Genomic DNA, 17,622 nt, shown 5'->3' on the forward strand with positions numbered 1-17,622 from the left:
AGTCACAGAGTTTTTCTCGGTTGCCAGGAGAGTTTTGGGTCTTGCTCCGTGTCTCTGTGCCTCTGTGGCAAATTTCTGCCTAAGTCCTATCCTCGTTACTTCGCCCGCGCCGCACTTCAAAAAGTTTGCCCCGCCACGTATGATGCGCCCACCCTGGTAGTGGCAAGCGGAAACGTCCCTCAAGGCAAATGAAACACCTCTGATGCCGCGCACGTATGAATGCGGCAAGCGGATCGTTGTGCGGGCATGAAAAATCGTCCTTCATCACATTTATTGTTGTTGCTGTTGTTGTGGGCGCTCAATGCGCTGGCCTATCTGGCCATTTATCGGGCGGGCGTGGCGCGCGGCTTTGCGCCATCGTTCTTATTGGCCCTGCGCGATCTGTTGCTTTTTCTGCCGCTGCTTTTCGCATTCTTGTGGCTCTCGCGCCGGCACAAATATGCGGGCGATTGGACGCTCTTCACCACGGCCTTGTTGCTGCTGAGCATCGGGCAGGTCGTGCAATACCGCCTGTTCACCGATCCTGAATACAGCACGCGCCAAAAAACCGCCGTGCGCTTGGAAAAGATGAACACGCTGCGCATGCGGTTCGTCAACGACCATTACGACGCGATTAAAAAACAAGCGTTGTTTGGCGATCCCAACTTTCGCCTCCCTGTTGGTGCCGCTGACCAACGCGAAGAACAGTACTGGACGTTTACGCGCATTTTTACTTCGCTCTCGACCTGGATTTTGCTGGCAGCTTTAGCGGGTTTTGCGGCTGCTTTCATCTTTACCAATCGCGATGATGTGTTGTTGTGGTTGCAACAGCACAGCTTTTTAATCGGCCTGGCCACGGCCATACCCTTCGTATTGATTGCCATCATCGGTTCCAGCGCGGGCAAGTTTCTAGGGAAGACGACGCCTTGGGAGCCGGTCAAAATTTCCTTTCTCGTCAGCTTCGCGGGCATCCTCGCCGCGCATTACCGCAACCTGTCGCGGACGTATTGGGGCATGCCGCCCGCGCGTTTCATGATTCCATTTCTCGTGATCGCCTTGTTGCCGGTCATTCCGTTTTTTGCTTTGTCGGACTTCGGTCAGATGCTGGTCTTTTTCGGCGCATATTTGACGTTGTACGTCGTGGCGGTGCGGCGTTTGCCGCAAGTGACCATTGCGGTCGTGCTGATCTTTGTCGTCGTGACTGGTTCCATCCTGCTGGCGGGCGCCTACAATACGGTCGTGGATGTGTTCACCGATAACCAGACCGTGTCTGCCGTCGAGCGTGTCAAAGGCGTGGTGAGCAAAGGCATCCCACGGCGAATTCATCAGCGCTTTTATCTGTGGTTGAATGCTGGAACGCCGCCTGACCCGGAGGAAAACTGGTGGTGGCAGCGCGAGGCCGAAAATGCCGAAGGGCGCGGCGTGTCGAATGAAGAAGCGTGGTACAATTCGTATGCGTTTCAACCCTCACAAGCACTCTTTGGAGTCAGCGATGGGCGATTGGTGGGAGCAGGCTTAGGCCGTGGCTATCCCGAAATCGTACCGATTGCCGATTCGGATTTTATCTATGCGGCGATTGCCGAAGAGTTGGGCCTAGCGGGTGGCGCGCTGGTGATCTTTGCGTTTATCTTGCTCGTAATCGCTGGCATGCGCGTCGCCATTGAGGCGCGCGATATGTTCACTAAGCTGATCGCCGCCGGGATCACGGCCTTTCTGGGTTTCCAAGCCGTCGTCAACATTGGCGGCGTGATTCGCATGCTGCCGATGACCGGCATCACGCTCCCCTTTGTGAGTCATGGCGGCTGGTCGTTATTGACGAGTTTCTTTATGCTCGGCGTGTTAATGGCAATCTCCCATCGGAATAACAAGACTTCAGACCTCAGACCTCAGACCTCAGACCTCAGACCAGAAGCTTTGAAGGCACGAGGTTGGCGCGCAGGGGGAAAGGGGAAACAGTAATGGCCCGAGATTTTATGAAAATCAAAGCGTGGCAGTTGGCAGATGATTTGGTTGTTGCCGTTTATGGAACAACGAAGACTTTCCCCCGCGAAGAATTATTTGGACTGACTTCTCAATTACGGCGTGCGGCTTATTCGGTGCCTGCCAATATCGCTGAAGGGGCAAACCGGAGCAGCAAAAAAGACTATCTGCATTTTCTTTCAATCGCCGCTGGCTCGTTGGCCGAAACCAGATATTTTCTACACCTATCAAATCGCCTGGGATATTTGGCAGATGCCAATTATCAGCAGTTTTGTGCACAAGCTGAAGAAACCAGCAAAACGCTTTCCGGTCTGGTGGCTGCCATTCAAAAAGAGTTGGTAATTCAAGCTACCAAGTTGATCCTACTGCTCCTCGGTCTTGCTGCATCGTTATTCACACTCTTTAGGGCAGTTGGTCTGAGGTCTGAAGTCTGAGGTCTGAGGTCTGAAGTCTGAGGTCTGCAAGAATGCCGCTAAGAATCACAGTGGGGACCGTCACGGATCGCGGGTTAAACCCGAAACGCGCCACGAACGAAGACCGTTTGCTGGCCCTCCCACAGGCACGCCTGTTTCTCGTGGCAGATGGCGTGGGTGGGCGGCGCGGCGGCCAAGTCGCCAGCCAGACCGTGGTGGATGTGTTTAACCAGGCCTTCAACGCTCAGCCGCGCCAGGGCAATGATTTGCTGACGGCGCTCAAACAAACGATTCACCTTTCCAATCGCAGCATTTACGAAGCGGCTAACGAATTGACTGAATTGCACGGCATGGCGACGACAGTAGCCTTGGTGGCGGCCTTGAATGACAACCGCGCGATCATCGGGCACGTCGGGGACAGCCGTGTCTATCGCTTCGATGGCCGCGATTTGATCTGCGAAACCGAAGATCATAGCGAAGTGAATGACGCCGTGCGTTCAGGTGTGTTGAGCGCCGCCCAGGCTGCGCATCATCCGCGCCGCAACGTCATCAACCGCGCCCTCGGCGCGGAAGCCGATGTCGAAGCTGATTTCAAAATCGTGCCGCTCAACGAACACACCAGTTTTCTGTTGTGCAGCGATGGCGTCACCCGCCATCTCAACGACGCCGAGTTGGCCGAACTGATGCGCGCGCATCTGCATCCACAAAAGTTTTGCGCCCAGGTCAAAGAGATTTGTTTTGAACGCGGGGCCGAAGACAACCTGACCGCTGTGGTGGTGGATTTCGGCGACCGTCGTTACGCCGATGAACAAACGCGCCCGGCGATTGCGCGGTTGCGCGCGGCCTCAAAAGGCGCGGCCTCAAGCGGCGGTTCCCGTTTCCAGGTTGAGTTCGGCGACCCCAGCGGCCCGCTTTCGTCGCCGGTGATTGACCGTTCCGGTAGTCGGCCCGCTGCCGGGAATGCTACCGAAACGGAGGCCGTGACGGATTCGGCGCGCTTGCGCCAGGCGGCGTCGCGTGAAAAAGAAACGCGCGATCTGGCTGCTCGCCCAACTGAGGATGGTTTGCACGCGGGCGCAAACGAGCGGCAAACCACTGCTAATGCCAAGTCCTGGATTCAACCGGCGGCAGAGCGCCCCCGGAACCATGCGCCACAGCCCAGCGCGCCACCGCCCAGCGTGCCCAACAGTTCGGGTGACAACAAAGGGCGTGACATGTTGTTGCTGGGGTTTTATCTGGTGTTGTTGATGTTGGCGTTTGGGGTGGGGCGTTATTACAACGAGTTGCTGGCCTGGGTGACCGGTGAGCCAGCCGCCGCCCTCAACCGGACGACGATCAACCCAGGCAGGAGCGATCCCGAACTGGCGGCGGCGCGCGCCTTGTTTGAAGAGCGGCGCTATGACAAAGCGCGCGAACGGCTGGCCCAATTGGCGGCGGCCAAACCCGAAAATGCCGAGTTGCGCTATTGGCTGGGGCGCGCCGATTACGAAATGAAACAGTATCCAGACGCCGTCAAGCACCTGAACGAAGCGGCGCGCCTGGATGCCACTTTGCCGGATCTTTATGTGCACCTGGCGCTCGCTTATTCGGCGCTGAACGACAAAAAGAATATGGAAGAGAGCTTGAAGAAAGCTTTGCAATGATTGCGGGTTGTAGATTGCGAATTGCAGCTTTGAAGTTCCGCAATCCGCAATCCGCAATCCGCAATCCGCAATCCGCAATCGAAAAATGCCCGAACTGCGACTCGAAAACAGCTTGGTGGATGAACGCTACGAGGTGCACGAACGCCTGGGTCTCGGCAGCTATGCTGAAATCTGGGTGGCGCGCGATCATCTGGCGGGTGGCCGCGAAGTCGTCTTGAAAGCCTTGAACACCAGTTTGCAAGGCACGCCCGACGCCGACCTCGAACGCACGCTAGTCGAGAACTTTCAGAACGAAGCCATTGCGCTCGACACGGTGCGCCATCCGCACGTGATCCTGCGACTGGGCCACGGCACGGCGGCGGATTTGCGTGGCGTGCCCTTTCACTATCTGGTGCTCGAATACATGCCGGGCGGCGACCTGTTACGTTTATGCCGCTGCCAGCCCGGCAATCGTTTAGGCTTGGAGCGGGCGCTCTTCTTTTTCAAACAGGCTTGCGAAGCGCTTGCTTACGCGCACAGTCAGGGCATCATTCACCGCGATTTGAAGCCGAATAACTTATTGCTGAGCGCCGAGCCGCAAACTTTGAAGGTCGCTGATTTTGGCGTCGCCAAACTCACCAGCGGCGAAGCCACCGAAATCACCCGTGTCGGGGCGGGCATTTACGCACCGCCCGAACATCATCCCGATGAAGTCGAGCCGCATGGCCGGGTCGAACGTTTGACCGCCGCCGCCGACATTTATTCGCTCGCCAAAAGCGTTTACACCGTCGTCTGTGGCCGCGCGCCCAGCCAGTACGCCTGTCAAACGATCATCGCGCTGCCTGCCGAAATGCAAAACGAAAGCTGGGCCAGGGCCTTGCTCAATGTGTTGAAACGCGCGACGGCGTTGGAGCCGGAAGACCGTTACGCCTCCGTCATCGAATTCTGGAGTGACCTCGCCAATGTCGCCGTATTGGCCGGCCCTGCTGAAGAAGAAACCCAAGTCCGCCCGCGTCTGAGCGTCAGCAAATTCGACGTGCCGACCATGCCGCCACAACCGGAATTCAACCCCGTCTTGGCCAGCTCGGGCGCACAACCCAAAGACGTGACCGTCGCGGAACCGCTCGCTGCTGTCGTTGAACCACTGGCGCAACAAATCGCGGTGCCGCCTGTCAGCGTTTCACCCGCGCCGCACCAGCCGCTGCAAACGAACGGAGCTACGTCAAAACCCAAAATCGTCGTTGACCTGCATCCAAAGGCTCCGGCGACGCTGCCGCAATCCATTAACGCCGCGCCACAGAACGGCCAACTCAGCGCCACCACCGCCCAGCCCCAAACGCCCGCGCAAAAGAACGAGCAACGCCGCGCGGCGCGCTTTGAGGTCAAAGATAAATTCACCGAAGGCCGCCGCAGCCTGGTATTCGGCGGTTTGCTGGCGATTGCTTTTCTTGGATTTCTGCTGACGCTTTATCATTACGTGCGCAACAACGGCTTGCCGGTGGGCTTCGGCACGGCTAGCCGCATTGAAATCGCGATTGAAAAACTGAACGTGCGCACTGGTCCCAGCATGAAATTCGCCGAGTTGGGCGTGGTCGCACAGGGCACTCGCCATCACGTGCTGGCCGAAAATGAACAAGGCTGGATGCAGATCGAAGTCACTCAATGGGATGAGTCCGAACCGCATAGCAACGATCAAAAGCAGGGCTGGGTGTATGGTACGCCGCGTAATGTAAAGGTGATCGGAAGACGGGCTTGGTAAGAGATTGTTTGAACTGTATGTTTTGAGAGATCGAATTAAGAGCTTATGGGAATTGCAAATTTACTAAGTGATTTTCGGCGTTGGCTGGATGGCGAAGAGGCCGCGACGTATGTGCCCGAAGCGCCCAAGCCGCGCCGCGAGTTGGAAGAGTTTCTGGTTTCCATCGCGCGCGAGATTGAGGTCGTGATGCAGCGCGAGATGTTCACGCCGCCGGGCGGCCCCACTTATATCCCGCGCGAGTACCTGGTCTTTCTGAGCCGCGAAGACGACGCGCAGTGGCAGGGCGACAAGCGCGAGGGCTTGCAGCGCGGGCTGTTTCACGTGCTCTCAGAACGCGCCAAAGAACTGGTCGGCGACATGGACGTGCAAACCAAAACCTTCGCGGTTGAGTTGCGCGTGGACGGCACACTGGAAAAAGGGAAGTTTCGTGTCCAGCCCGTGTGGGACAGCTCTTCGCCCAAGACTGAGGTGCGGCCCCGCAAACGCATCGAAGCGCCGCCGATGCCTGCCACCGCTGAACCCGCCGAAACCATTGTTGACGATAACGAAGCTACGATTGTGCGGCCCCGCGCGCCGCTGTTCGCCATCGAATTTTCGCTGAGCGGCGCAGAGGCGCAGACCGCCAAGTTTTACACGCCCAAAATTTCCATCGGGCGCGGCTCAAAAGATTTCCCTGTAGATTTGCGGCTGGACGGCGATTTGGAGATCAGCCGCAAGCAGGCGACCCTCGCGCGACAGGATGATGGTTCATATACACTCGCCTGCGAAGGCCGCAATCCGCTGGAAATCGGAGGCCAGGAAGTGTTACAAGGCGAGAGTCAAACGCTGGTTGCCGGGCAAGCATTCAAGATCGGCAACTACGATTTGAAGATTGTTTGAGTTGCATCGCAGGCTGCCAGCTTGCGGATGGACTTCGCATTTGATGCTTTGAGGTTTCGCGACGGATTGATTGGCTGAGTCTTCAGCAGGCTGGCAGCCTGCTGTACCTTTCCTACGAGGAGTAACCGCATGTTGTTTTTGCGCAAGTTTATTGTTCCCGCGCTGGTGATTTTGGCCTTTATCACCGCGCCCGCCGCCCATACGCAAGCCATCGTCGAGCCGCCGCAAAGCGCCAAGCCCACCGAAGCGCCGAAGCTGAGCGAGTTCGGCCAATTGATCCAGCGCCTATCAGAACGCGCGGGCTATTTCGGCTCCGATAATCTGGTGTCGAATGAACTTTCTTATTTGCACGTTTTGGGCAAGCTGCAAACGATGGGTGTGACGGGGGGAGCTTATTTGGGGGTCGGCCCCGATCAGAATTTTTCCTACATTGCGCAGATCAAACCGAAACTGGCTTTGCTGGTTGACATTCGCCGCGACGCGATGATGCAGCACATGATGTTCAAGGCGCTGTTTATGATGTCGCGCAATCGCATTGAATATCTATGCAACCTCTTTGCCCGCCCACTGCCCAAGGATGTGAAGCGTTGGGAGAACAAAACGATTCGGGACCTGGTCGAATACTTTGACCGCACGCCGCTGGATGCCAAGATTGCTGAACGCCTAAAAGGCGAAGTTGCCAAGAAGGTTGCCACGTTTGGCGCCGATTTGTCGCCGCGCGATTATGAAACCATCGCCGACACGCATCGCGCCTTTTACGAAGATTGCCTGGAAGTCCGTTACACCATCCGCGACCGCAACACAGGCCGTTTCTTCCCCGCCTATCGCGACCTGCTCTTGGAAAAAGACCTCGAAGGCGCACAGCGCAACTATCTGGCAACCGAAGCCGATTTTATGGTGATCAAGCAAATGCAGGATCGCAATCAGATCGTGATGCTGACGGCGGATTTGTCCGGGCCGAAAGGCGTGCGCGCTTGTGGCGATTATCTGAAAGAGATTGGCCTGAAGGTCTCGGCCTTTTACGTCTCTAACGTAGAGTTTTATCTCTGGCGGCAGAACAGCCTGGAGCGTTGGGTGGACAATTTGAAGGCGCTGCCGATTGACGACAAGAGCGTGATCATTCGCAGTTATTTCAACTATGCCTACTACACCAACCCGCACCCGCAAACGATAGACAATTCGTTCAGCGTGCAATTGCTGCAAACGATTGACAGCCTCATCAAGGATCAAACGAGCGGCGGCTACGAGTCGTATTACGATATGACGACGCGCCACAGCCTGGAATACAAGCCGTAACCCTGTTGCAGATGATTTCGACGCGCAGCGTCTTTGGAGTGCGTGCGGCACAGGCCGCCGCTTTGGTATGCCCTTCGCGGTTTGAATGATGAAGGGACTACCAAAGCGGCGGCCTGTGCCGCACGCACTCCAAAGACTTCGCCATTCCAGTTAACAAGTCGGCGGGAAGACCGGAATCGTCAGGACGACGCTGTTCGTCAGACTCAGCGCGTGCAGGTTGTGGCCTTGTGAAAAGGAACCAGCTTGGAGGAAAGGGTTGAAATTGAACAACGCGCCAAGCAAAGCGACGTCTTGCGTCAAGTTGTAGAGCTTGAGCCAACCGCTACGGCCAGCGGGAATATATTGCGTAAGAAAGGGGCAACGTGCTGGAAACTGGCACCGGAAGTTGATGCGCAATTGCGCACTCTGCGACAAAGACGAAAAACTGAAGGGTGATTCTGCATCATCATAAACAACGCCGAAGAGCGTTCCTATGCTGACGGCTGAGCCTGTCAAATCTCCACCGATGCGATCCACCAGCACGAAAGTATCATTGCCATCCGCCCGGCTCGGGAAATTCGACACCGCCAGCACGCGCGGCAAGGCGCTGAACTTGACGCCATCAAAACGCAACGTCGCCGTCACTCCCACACATACCGCCGCGCCATCCAAGGCTGCAATTGCTACCGCCGCCAGATTCGCCGCGTGCCCAGACGCAAATTTGACCGCTGCTTCGCCAGCCAGAAAATTGAAATGTAGCGGGCAGCCGCGCGCATCCGTCGCCACCGCCACAACGTAACCGTTCACGCCTGGATCAACATCCGATGCGAGCAGGCTGACGGTTTGCTGCGCTGTCAGGCAAATCCAGGCGTCAGCAGATCGGCCCGTGACGCCATCCACAAAAAACAGATGCACATTGACTGCCGTCGTTTCAGCAACGTTGGTGAGACTGAAGCGGGTATTTTGTTGCTGCGGCGCGGCGCTGCTCGAGGTGTAAACCGGAAAGAGCAAGACCGAGCCTAAGTTTGCTGCGTTCACTTGTGCGGGTTGGTTTGATGCAGTGCCGAGCGTTGCGCGAAAGTCAGGCGGAGTTGCCTTCACGCCATCAGTTTGTGGCGCGACTTGCTGGCCGTCACCCAAACCGGCGGCGCGCACGGCAGCCGCACAGAAGAGGGGAGAAGCAAGCAATGCCCCATAGAATAGAAATTGAGAGCAGCGCAACGAAACATTCATAGCGGGCCTCTTTGAGGGATTGGGAAACGGGGGCAGAGGTGCGGGGCGATAAGCGGAGTGTAAGGTGGTAAGGAGCGCGCGTCCAGTCTTGAACAATTTTTGCGTGAGGCTGCAACCACTGCGGGTCAAGAGTTGGCGCAGCCTGAGTAGCGCAACCCTGCCAAGGTTGCGCTACTCTCGTCTTTGCGTTACTGGCAACCCAAATTGGAGTAGCGAAAGCGGCGCAACCTCGGCAGGGTTGCGCTACCAGGGCTTTTGCAAAGTCGTCAGAAGAAACATTTGACCCGCTTGGCTGACTCCTGATCCCCGACTCCTGATTCCTGATCACTTGAAAATACTGGCTGAGTTTCAATTTGCCAGGAATCAGGAGTCGGGAATCAGGAATCAGCATCGCATCGTTGTCGAATATTTGAGGACTTTGCAAAAGCCCTGGTTGCGCTACTCAGGCTGCCACGCCGCTTTACTGCTCTGGGCTTTTCTGATTTACTGTCCGCCAACTTACCCCGAAATCTTACGTATCACCAGATGCGTGTATAACGCGAAAAATCAGGCTCGTTGCGCCAGGGAAAGCTGCCGCGCTCGCCCGTGTCCGCAGAGCTACGGCAACTTGCCTGATGGCGCGCTGCCTGAGGGAGTCGTTCATCGCCATGACCAGCAGAGTTTCTTTATGGTTGACGGTAGCGCAAGCGCGCCGTTTGGTGTTGTTGTTGGCCGGGTTCTGCGTCGCTGGCGGTATTGGGTGGACGTGGCACAACGTTGTAACAGCCAAGACGCAAACGAGCGCGGAGTATTGGCAAGACCTCAATCCCACGCAGACCGCCCGGCCTTTGGCCCTCGCGCCGGGGCGCAGCTTTCGCGCACTGCGGTTGAATCGCGCGGCTTGGCAAGAAGCTTTGCGCAAAGCGCCGTATGAGCACAGCGCCCTGCTGCGCGACAGCCAGAGCCTCATCAGCCTGCCCATGCCGGATGGTTCGTTCACGCGCTTTCGCATCGAAGAATCGCCCGCACTGGAACCCGCGTTGGCGGCGCGTTTTCCCACCATCAAAAGTTATCGTGGCCAGGGCGTGGACGATCCCGCGATGGTCGTGCGTTTGGCCTGGTCGGCGCGCGGGTTGCACGCCTTGGTGTTGAGCAAAGATCAGGCCGTCAGTGTTGTGCCGACGGGCGCGACGAATGATCCCGGCGCTTATGTGAGTTACTACGGGCAGGATGCCGTGCAGCCGCGCGACGCGGAGTGCTTGGCCGAACAGTTGCCAGCGCTGGTTGAACAGAGTGCTCGAATCGCCGCGCCGCAGTTTGCGTTCGGCAATGTGCAGCGCCAGTTTCGCATCGCCATCGCGACGACGGTTGAATATACGAATGCGCCGAACCTGGGTGGCGGCACGGTCGAGAGTGCGCTGGCGTCGGTCAATGCCTGGCTGAACGCGGTCAACGTGATTTACGAACGCGACTTGGCCGTGCATTTCAAACTCGCCGCCAACAACGACAAGGTCATCTTCACCGGCAGCGACAACTTCACGAACGGCAACCCGACAGCGATGCTCAGCGAAGTGCGCGGCGTGCTCAGTCAAACGCTGGGCGCGGCGAATTACGATCTGGGCCACGTGCTGGGCACCGGCAGCGGCGGCACCGCGAACAACAGCGTGGTTTGTGTGGAAGCCGGAGCCGCTGGCGCATTCAAAGGCGGCGGCGTGACGCTCTTCAACGACGCCGCGACGCTGGGCAATACGTTTTTCATCACGCGGCTGGCGCACGAGATCGCCCATCAATTCGGCGCGACGCACACCTATAACGACACCGATATGAATTCCGCCTGCGGCCCAGGGCGTAACAGTTTCAGCGCCTGGGAACCGGGCAGCGGCTTGACGATTATGTCGCTGGCGGGTTCGTGCAATGCGATTGCGACAATGCGGGCGCTGCATTTTCACGGTGGGACGCTGGCGCAAATGAGCGCGTTCTTGCAGACTACGGCGGTTTGCGGCGCGCGTCTCAATTCAAATAACGGCATCCCCACGGTGAATGGCGGGACCGACTTTCGCATTCCCCGCAACACGCCGTTTGTACTGACGGCGACGGCGACTGATCCCGACATCTTTGACGTGCCGAATCTGACCTACGCCTGGGAGCAGATGGATGCCGGGAGCATTGTTTACAGCAACCCGCCATTTTCAGATGCTGATGACGGGCCGAATTCGACGCGCCCGCTCTTTCGGCCTTATGTGCCTTCGCTCAACCGCGCGCGCATCTTTCCTGATCTGCATTACATTTTGAACAGCGGCAACGAAGCCCCGTTGCAGCACGACGAAAACGGCGTGGCGGTCTTCAGCGCGGAAAGCCTGCCGTATGTGGCGCGGCAGTTGAACTTCAAAGTGACCGTGCGCGACGGACGCGGCGGCGTGGCGGATGACGACGTGCTGCTGACGGTGGATGATACGGCTGGCCCGTTTGCCGTCACCGCGCCCAACACCAATGAACAGTGGGTGGGTGGCACGCTCGAAACCATCACCTGGAATGTCGCGAATACCAACGGCGCGGCGCTCAATGTCAGTCAGGTGCGCATCACGCTTTCGACCGATGGCGGCAATACCTTTCCGATTACGCTGTTGACCGCGACGCCCAACGACGGCAGCGAGACGATCACGGTGCCGGGCGGCTTGGACAGTACGACCGCGCGCGTGCGCATCGAAGCCATCGGCAACATCTTTTTTGATATTTCGGACATGGATTTCACGCTGCGGCCAGGCGCACCCGTGTGTCCCACGATCAGCAGCGTGAATCCGCCGCGCGGCCAGGCCGGCGTCAACGTCACGCTCATCGGCAATCACTTCGCCGGTATCAGCGCCGTGCGTTTTAACAACAATCTCAACGCGGCGTTTACCATTCTCAGCGATACGCAACTCCGCGCGGTCGTGCCGGGCGGCGCGACGACGGGGCCGATTCGGTTGATACGCAGCGATTGCGCCGACGCGACGAGCGATCCGTTCACAGTGGCGGCGTGCAATTACACGCTCAATGCCACGGTGCGCGCCGTGACCGCCCCGGCCAGCACCAATAACGTAGCCGTGACGGCCAACGCCGGTTGCACCTGGACGGCGGTCAGCAATGTGAATTGGATCAGCATCACCAGCGGCGCGACGGGCACCAGCAATGGCACGGTGAATTTCTCAATCGCCACCAATACTGGCCCCGCGCGCACGGGCACGTTGATTGTCGCGGGCCAGACCGTGACAGTGAATCAGGCGGCGGGTTGCACCTTCCGGCTGAATGCCACGAACCGCAATTTCAGCGGCTCGGGCGAACAGTTCGGCGTCATCGTCAGCGCCGAAACCGGCTGTCCCTGGGTCGCCACGAGCAATGTGCCGTGGATCAAACTGACGGCCAACAATTACAGCGGCAACAGCACCGTCACGCTGACGGTTGCGCCGAATGACAGTTTGGAACGCACCGGCACGGTTTTGATTGCCGGGCAGACCTTCACGGCGACGCAGGATTCCAACTGCGGATTCAACATCTCACCCAACACGCGCAGCTTCAGCGCCGCGACAGGCACCGCCGTTATCAATGTTGTCGCGGGCGGCGCTTGCACCTGGGTCGCGCAAAGTCATGTGCCGTGGATTACGATCAACGCGGGCGCGAATGGCACCGGCGTCAACACGGTTACCTTCACCGTGCAGGCCAACACCGGCCCCGCGCGCACCGGCGAAATGACCATCGCTGGGCGCGGCGTGACGATCACGCAAGCGGGTGGTTGCAGCTTCGCGTTGAATCGCACCAGCCAGGATTTCACGGGCGCGGGCGGCACCGGCCCCGTGAATGTGACGGCGGGCGCAGGCTGCACCTGGACGGCGAGCAGTCCGGTGGATTGGGCGCGCATCACCAGCGGCGCTTCCGGCACGGGGAACGGCACGGTCAACATCACTGTCGCGGCCAACACCGGCCCCGCGCGCGTCGCGACGCTGAATCTGGCCGGGCAGAATTACACGATCTCGCAGGCATCGTCGTGCGCCGTCGCCATCAATGCCGTGACGCGCCAATTCACGCCCGCCGCCGCGACCAGCACGCTCAACGTCACAGCAGCGGCCAGTTGCGCGTGGACGGCGATCAGCAATGCGCCCTGGCTAACCATCACGGCGGGCGCGAGCGGCACCGGGAACGGCACGGTCGGTTATTCAGTCGCGGTGAATGCCGGCGGCGCGCGCATCGGCACGCTAACCATCGGCGGCGTGACGCACACCGTCACGCAAACGGCGGCCACCTGCGCTTATGCATTGAATCCAACCGCGCAGAGCTTAAGCGCGGCGGGCGCGTCCGGCACGTTCAATGTCGTGACCGCCAGCCATTGCGCCTGGACGGCGGCCAGCAATGTGGGTTGGCTTTCGATAGACGGTTTGGCGGCAGGCACGGGCGACGGCACGGTGAATTTCGTCGCTGCGCCGAATCAGGGTATCGCACGCACCGGCACAATCACGGCGGGCGGGCAAAGCTTCAATGTGACGCAGGAAGCGGGTTGCCAATTCCAGTTGAGCGCCAAACAACTCAATGCAGTCTCAGCAGGCGAAAGTTACGGCGTATCCGTCGCGACAGCGCCCGGCTGCGCCTGGATGGCCACCAGCGAGAGCGAATGGTTACGACTCAATCTGGGCGGCGCGCAAGGCGCGGGCGCGAGCATTTTGCGTTTTGAAGCCGCGCCAAACCCCGGCCCCGCGCGCACAGGCACGTTGCGTCTGGGCGGCAACACGCTGACCGTGACCCAAGCCGGGAATGCCGTGAACACGGCGTTGCTGTTGGCGAACGCCAATCCGCCTTACGCGCTGGCGGGCGCGGCCAAATTCGTTTTGACGATCAACGGTCTGGGCTTCCGTCCCGATTCAATCGTGCGTTGGAATGATGTCGCGCGCTCGACGACGTTCGTCAGCGCCACGCAACTCAACGTCACCATCGAGGCCGCCGACGTTGCGAACACCGGCGTCGCCAACCTCACCGTCTTTGACCCGCTTCAGAACGTCGTCACCAATCAATTGAGTTATTTGATCGCGGGCGCGGGCGCGACCGTGTCGGCGGCCAGTTATGCCGCAGGGCAGGGCGCACCGGAACAAATTGTCACGCTCTTTGGGCAGCGGCTGGCGGCGGCCACGGCCTCAGCCACGACGACGCCTTTGCCGACGGCCTTGGCGGGCACGACCGTGCGCGTCAAAGACAGCGCGGGCGTTGAACGCCTGGCCCCGCTTTTCTTTGTCTCCGCCGGGCAGATCAACTACCAGATTCCGCCGGGCACTGCCGTTGGTCTCGCGACGGCAACGATTGTCGCCAGTGACGGGCGCATCAGCATTTCGACCTTCGACATCAGCGCCGTGTCGCCCGGTTTGTTTAGCGTGGATGCGACCGGCAAGGGCTTGCCCGCCGGCTTGCTCTTGCGCGTGCGCGGCACGCAACAACTCTTCGAACCGCTCAGCCGCTTCGACACCGCCACGCGCACGTTCGTCGCGGTGCCGATTGATTTGGGGCCTGTCACCGATCAGGTTTTTCTGGTGCTGTACGGCACCGGCATCCGGCAACGCAGCAATCTGAACACGGTGAAGTGTGCGATTGGCGGGGAACTCATCATCGCGCAATTCGCGGGCGCACAGGGCGGCCTTGTCGGACTAGATCAGGTCAACGTGCCCTTGCCGCGTGTATTGGCCGGGCGTGGCGAGGTCGAAGTGGTCTTGACGCTGGACGGGAAAACGGCGAATGTGTTGAAAGTGCAGATGAAATAAATGGGAGAGCGGTTCTCACCCAGCTTTCCTGTTTCCGAGGAACCAACCGGCGCGCATTCAAACCATTCGTCACCCTTTCGGCGGAGGCCCCAACGTGGATTTTACCAACCATACCCTTTCGGCGGAGGCCCCAACGTGGATTTTACCAACCAGGTCGTACTCATCACCGGCGCGGCGCAAGGCATCGGCAGCGCCACTGCCAGATTGTTTGCGCAACACGGCGCACAGGTCGCCCTCCATTACCGCAGCAATCAGGCTGCCGCACAGGCGACCCTGGCGACGCTGCCCGTCAACGCGGCAGGCCCGCACGCGCTCTTTCAGGACGATTTGACCAATCCCGACGCGACCAAGGCGCTGGTGCAAGCCGTGGTCGAACGCTTCGGCAAACTGGATGTACTGGTCAACAACGCCGCGATTTATGCCGATCACCCGCTGGCCGGAGTGAATTTCGAGCAATGGCAGCAGGCCTGGGCGGCGATTATTCAAACCAACCTGATCGCGGCGGCGAATCTGTGTTACTGGGCCGGTCGCCAGATGATCGAACAAGGCGGCGGCAAAATCGTCAACGTCTCTTCGCGCGGGGCTTTTCGCGGCGAACCGACCGCACCTGCCTACGGCGCGAGCAAAGCCGCCTTGAATGCCATGAGCCAATCGCTGGCCCAGGCGTTGGCTCCGCACAATGTGTTCGTCTACGTCGTCGCGCCCGGCTTCGTGGACACCGAACGCGTCGCCTGGAAAGTCCACGGCGAAACCGGCGATGTCATCCGCCAGCAAAGCCCGCTCAACCGCGTGGCTCATCCCGATGAAGTCGCGCGCACGATTTTGTTTCTGGCTTCGGCGGGGACGGATTTTTTGACGGGCGGGATCGTGGATGTGAATGGCGCGTCTTACCTGCGGTCATAAACGGCTCAGGCTGGTGAGTTGCGGCGTTCGCCAGTCCGGGTCTGATCGAATTCTGGACCCGGCGCCACTGGCGCATCGCCGGATTGATCGTGTGCTTTGCTCGTTACCAAGCGCGGCAAAATCTTCCTGTGACAGCGCGAATCCCGGCGCTGCATGCTGATTAGCGAAAGCGGCGGGGATTCTGTCTCAGCCTGGCCCGCATTATTTTGCAGGAAGATCAATTTTGGGTGGGGCAGTTGCTGTGAAGTGTTGCGGCAATGCACTCAACGAACTTTGATAACGACAAACGTGCTGTCGTCATCTTGCGGACGACCCTCGCTCCACTCGTCGCCGAGGCGAATGAGTGCGGTGATGATTTGTTCGGCTGACTGGTGCGCCAGCGCCGGCAAGGCTGCGAAAATCCGCTCGTAATCCAGCATCTCGTCGCGCGGATTGAAGCGTTCGGGCAAGCCATCGCTCAACATCACGACGACATCATCCGCCGCCAGCGTCAATTACCGCTGCTGGTATTGATACTTTGTCATCCCGCCCAGCGGCAACGCCCGCATCACGACCTCTTCCACGAAACCAGTCTGCGCGCGATAGATCAACACAGACGGCATTCCGGCAATGCTCACGCTCATCTGATTGCCGTTCACTTTGACCATCGTCATCGCCATAAACAGTCCGCGCAATTTCATCTCTTTCAGCACCGCGCTGATGCGATGGAAGATGTGCGAGATGTCGGGATGATAGGCCAGCGAAACGAACAGGCTCTTGACCGAAGACACCAGCGTACCCGCTTTCAACCCGTGTCCCGTCGCATCGCCCACCGCAATCGTCAGCGTACCGTCTTCGCCCAGGTGAAAGTCGTAGTAATCGCCGCCCACTTCTGAAGCGGTTTTCATATACGCGGCGATGTCGAGGTGCGGCAGGCTCGGCAATTTCTTCGGCAGCATCGAAAGCTGCAATTGACGGACTTCTTCCAGTTCGGCAGCGCGGCGTTCGTTTTCGGCTTTGACTTTCTCGTGTCCCAGCGCGGCGGCGGAGAGTTGTTTGACCTGTACAAGCTGGGCTTCAAGGTTTTCGTTGGTGCGGGCGTATTCGCGCGCCAGATAGAGCGAAAGGGCGAGGATCATTCCGAAACTGCCAATGGCCCACACCAGCATGACAGGATTGACGATGCTCCCTTGTACCAGCGTCAAAGAGAAAAGCAGAACACCTATGCCAACAATCCTTGCGCCCGGGAGTTGTCGCCGGATCGTGCCGACCATAATTCGGAACATCTCAAGCACAAGCACGACACTAAAGAGAGTCCCGGCAGTTGCCCAAAATTTCACCGGCCATACATTTTCCCACAACGTTACCAACAATCCTCCAGCCAGAAATAACCACATCCAGCGTGGCAGTCCCGGCTTGAAGGCGCTGTACAAAAAGGCTATGAGCGAGATTGGTGCCCCATACCCAGTGATCGCCAACCCCCACCCGAATAGGTAATACGCTGTCAACCCATAGTGTGCCGAAAGAAAAATGATGCTCAGGCAATCGTTTATCCCGACGCCCAACAGAAACAGACCGTAAAAGAGATTGCTCCCATGGCGTGCGAAGAATGCGAATAAGAGGAGGTGGAGGATGCCAAACGCGAGAAACGCCGTGGCTTCGGCAGCGATGTAGCCGAAAGGGAAAGGCGACACTCCATAGCCCACTGCCCAGACTTCCGATTCACGTTCGCGCAGCAGGCGGGCGCGGCGCGTTTCGTGGGGCGGCGCGGCTTGTCGCACGCGCCCTTGCTGGTCGGCCAAGCCAATGATTTCGACCGCGGGGCGACGTCCCGGCGCTTCGGA

General features: G+C 58.9%; 11 protein-coding genes. 8 read left to right on the forward strand and 3 right to left on the reverse strand.

What is annotated here, in order from left to right:
* Positions 1–246 precede the first annotated feature (246 nt).
* From HY011_28025 to HY011_28050, 6 genes are all read left to right on the forward strand, one after another.
* A complete protein-coding gene (locus HY011_28025) occupies positions 247–1,938 on the forward strand; it encodes an FtsW/RodA/SpoVE family cell cycle protein (GenBank protein MBI3426795.1) in 1,692 nt (563 codons plus the stop codon).
* Positions 1,938–2,393 carry a four helix bundle protein gene (locus HY011_28030; protein ID MBI3426796.1) on the forward strand — a complete coding sequence of 152 codons (456 nt, stop codon included), beginning with the start codon at positions 1,938–1,940 and terminating at the stop codon, positions 2,391–2,393. Before HY011_28025 ends, HY011_28030 begins: the two co-directional genes overlap by 1 nt.
* Before the next feature lie 32 nt (positions 2,394–2,425).
* The gene (locus HY011_28035; protein MBI3426797.1) at positions 2,426–4,015 is read left to right on the forward strand and encodes a protein phosphatase 2C domain-containing protein; all 1,590 of its coding nucleotides are present in this window, start codon (positions 2,426–2,428) and stop codon (positions 4,013–4,015) included.
* 85 nt (positions 4,016–4,100) lie between these two features.
* Positions 4,101–5,753 carry a protein kinase gene (locus HY011_28040; protein ID MBI3426798.1) on the forward strand — a complete coding sequence of 551 codons (1,653 nt, stop codon included), beginning with the start codon at positions 4,101–4,103 and terminating at the stop codon, positions 5,751–5,753.
* Between the two features lie 45 nt (positions 5,754–5,798).
* Positions 5,799–6,632, forward strand: a complete 834-nt coding sequence (locus tag HY011_28045; GenBank protein MBI3426799.1) for a hypothetical protein — start codon at positions 5,799–5,801, stop codon at positions 6,630–6,632.
* A gap of 129 nt (positions 6,633–6,761) precedes the next feature.
* Complete coding sequence (locus tag HY011_28050; GenBank protein MBI3426800.1) at positions 6,762–7,928, forward strand: hypothetical protein; 1,167 nt, start codon at positions 6,762–6,764, stop codon at positions 7,926–7,928.
* A 150-nt stretch (positions 7,929–8,078) separates the two neighbouring features.
* Here HY011_28050 and HY011_28055 read toward each other — a convergent pair whose 3' ends face one another.
* A complete protein-coding gene (locus HY011_28055) occupies positions 8,079–9,140 on the reverse strand; it encodes a hypothetical protein (protein MBI3426801.1) in 1,062 nt (353 codons plus the stop codon).
* A gap of 647 nt (positions 9,141–9,787) precedes the next feature.
* On the opposite strand from HY011_28055, the gene HY011_28060 reads away from it, so the two are divergent.
* Both HY011_28060 and HY011_28065 read left to right on the forward strand, forming a co-directional pair.
* Positions 9,788–14,896 carry a hypothetical protein gene (locus tag HY011_28060; GenBank protein MBI3426802.1) on the forward strand — a complete coding sequence of 1,703 codons (5,109 nt, stop codon included), beginning with the start codon at positions 9,788–9,790 and terminating at the stop codon, positions 14,894–14,896.
* Positions 14,897–15,799 (forward strand): SDR family oxidoreductase, encoded by a 903-nt coding sequence (locus tag HY011_28065; GenBank protein ID MBI3426803.1) that lies wholly within the window; start codon positions 14,897–14,899, stop codon positions 15,797–15,799.
* A 263-nt stretch (positions 15,800–16,062) separates the two neighbouring features.
* On the opposite strand, the gene HY011_28070 is transcribed toward HY011_28065, so the two are convergent.
* The gene (locus HY011_28070; GenBank protein MBI3426804.1) at positions 16,063–16,293 is read right to left on the reverse strand and encodes a SpoIIE family protein phosphatase; all 231 of its coding nucleotides are present in this window, start codon (positions 16,291–16,293) and stop codon (positions 16,063–16,065) included.
* Positions 16,294–17,622: SpoIIE family protein phosphatase (locus HY011_28075; GenBank protein ID MBI3426805.1), on the reverse strand; the 1,329-nt coding region annotated here is incomplete at its 5' end.

It is taken from the genome of Acidobacteriota bacterium, assembly GCA_016196035.1.
In the GTDB taxonomy this organism is placed as follows: Bacteria; Acidobacteriota; Blastocatellia; order RBC074; family RBC074; genus JACPYM01.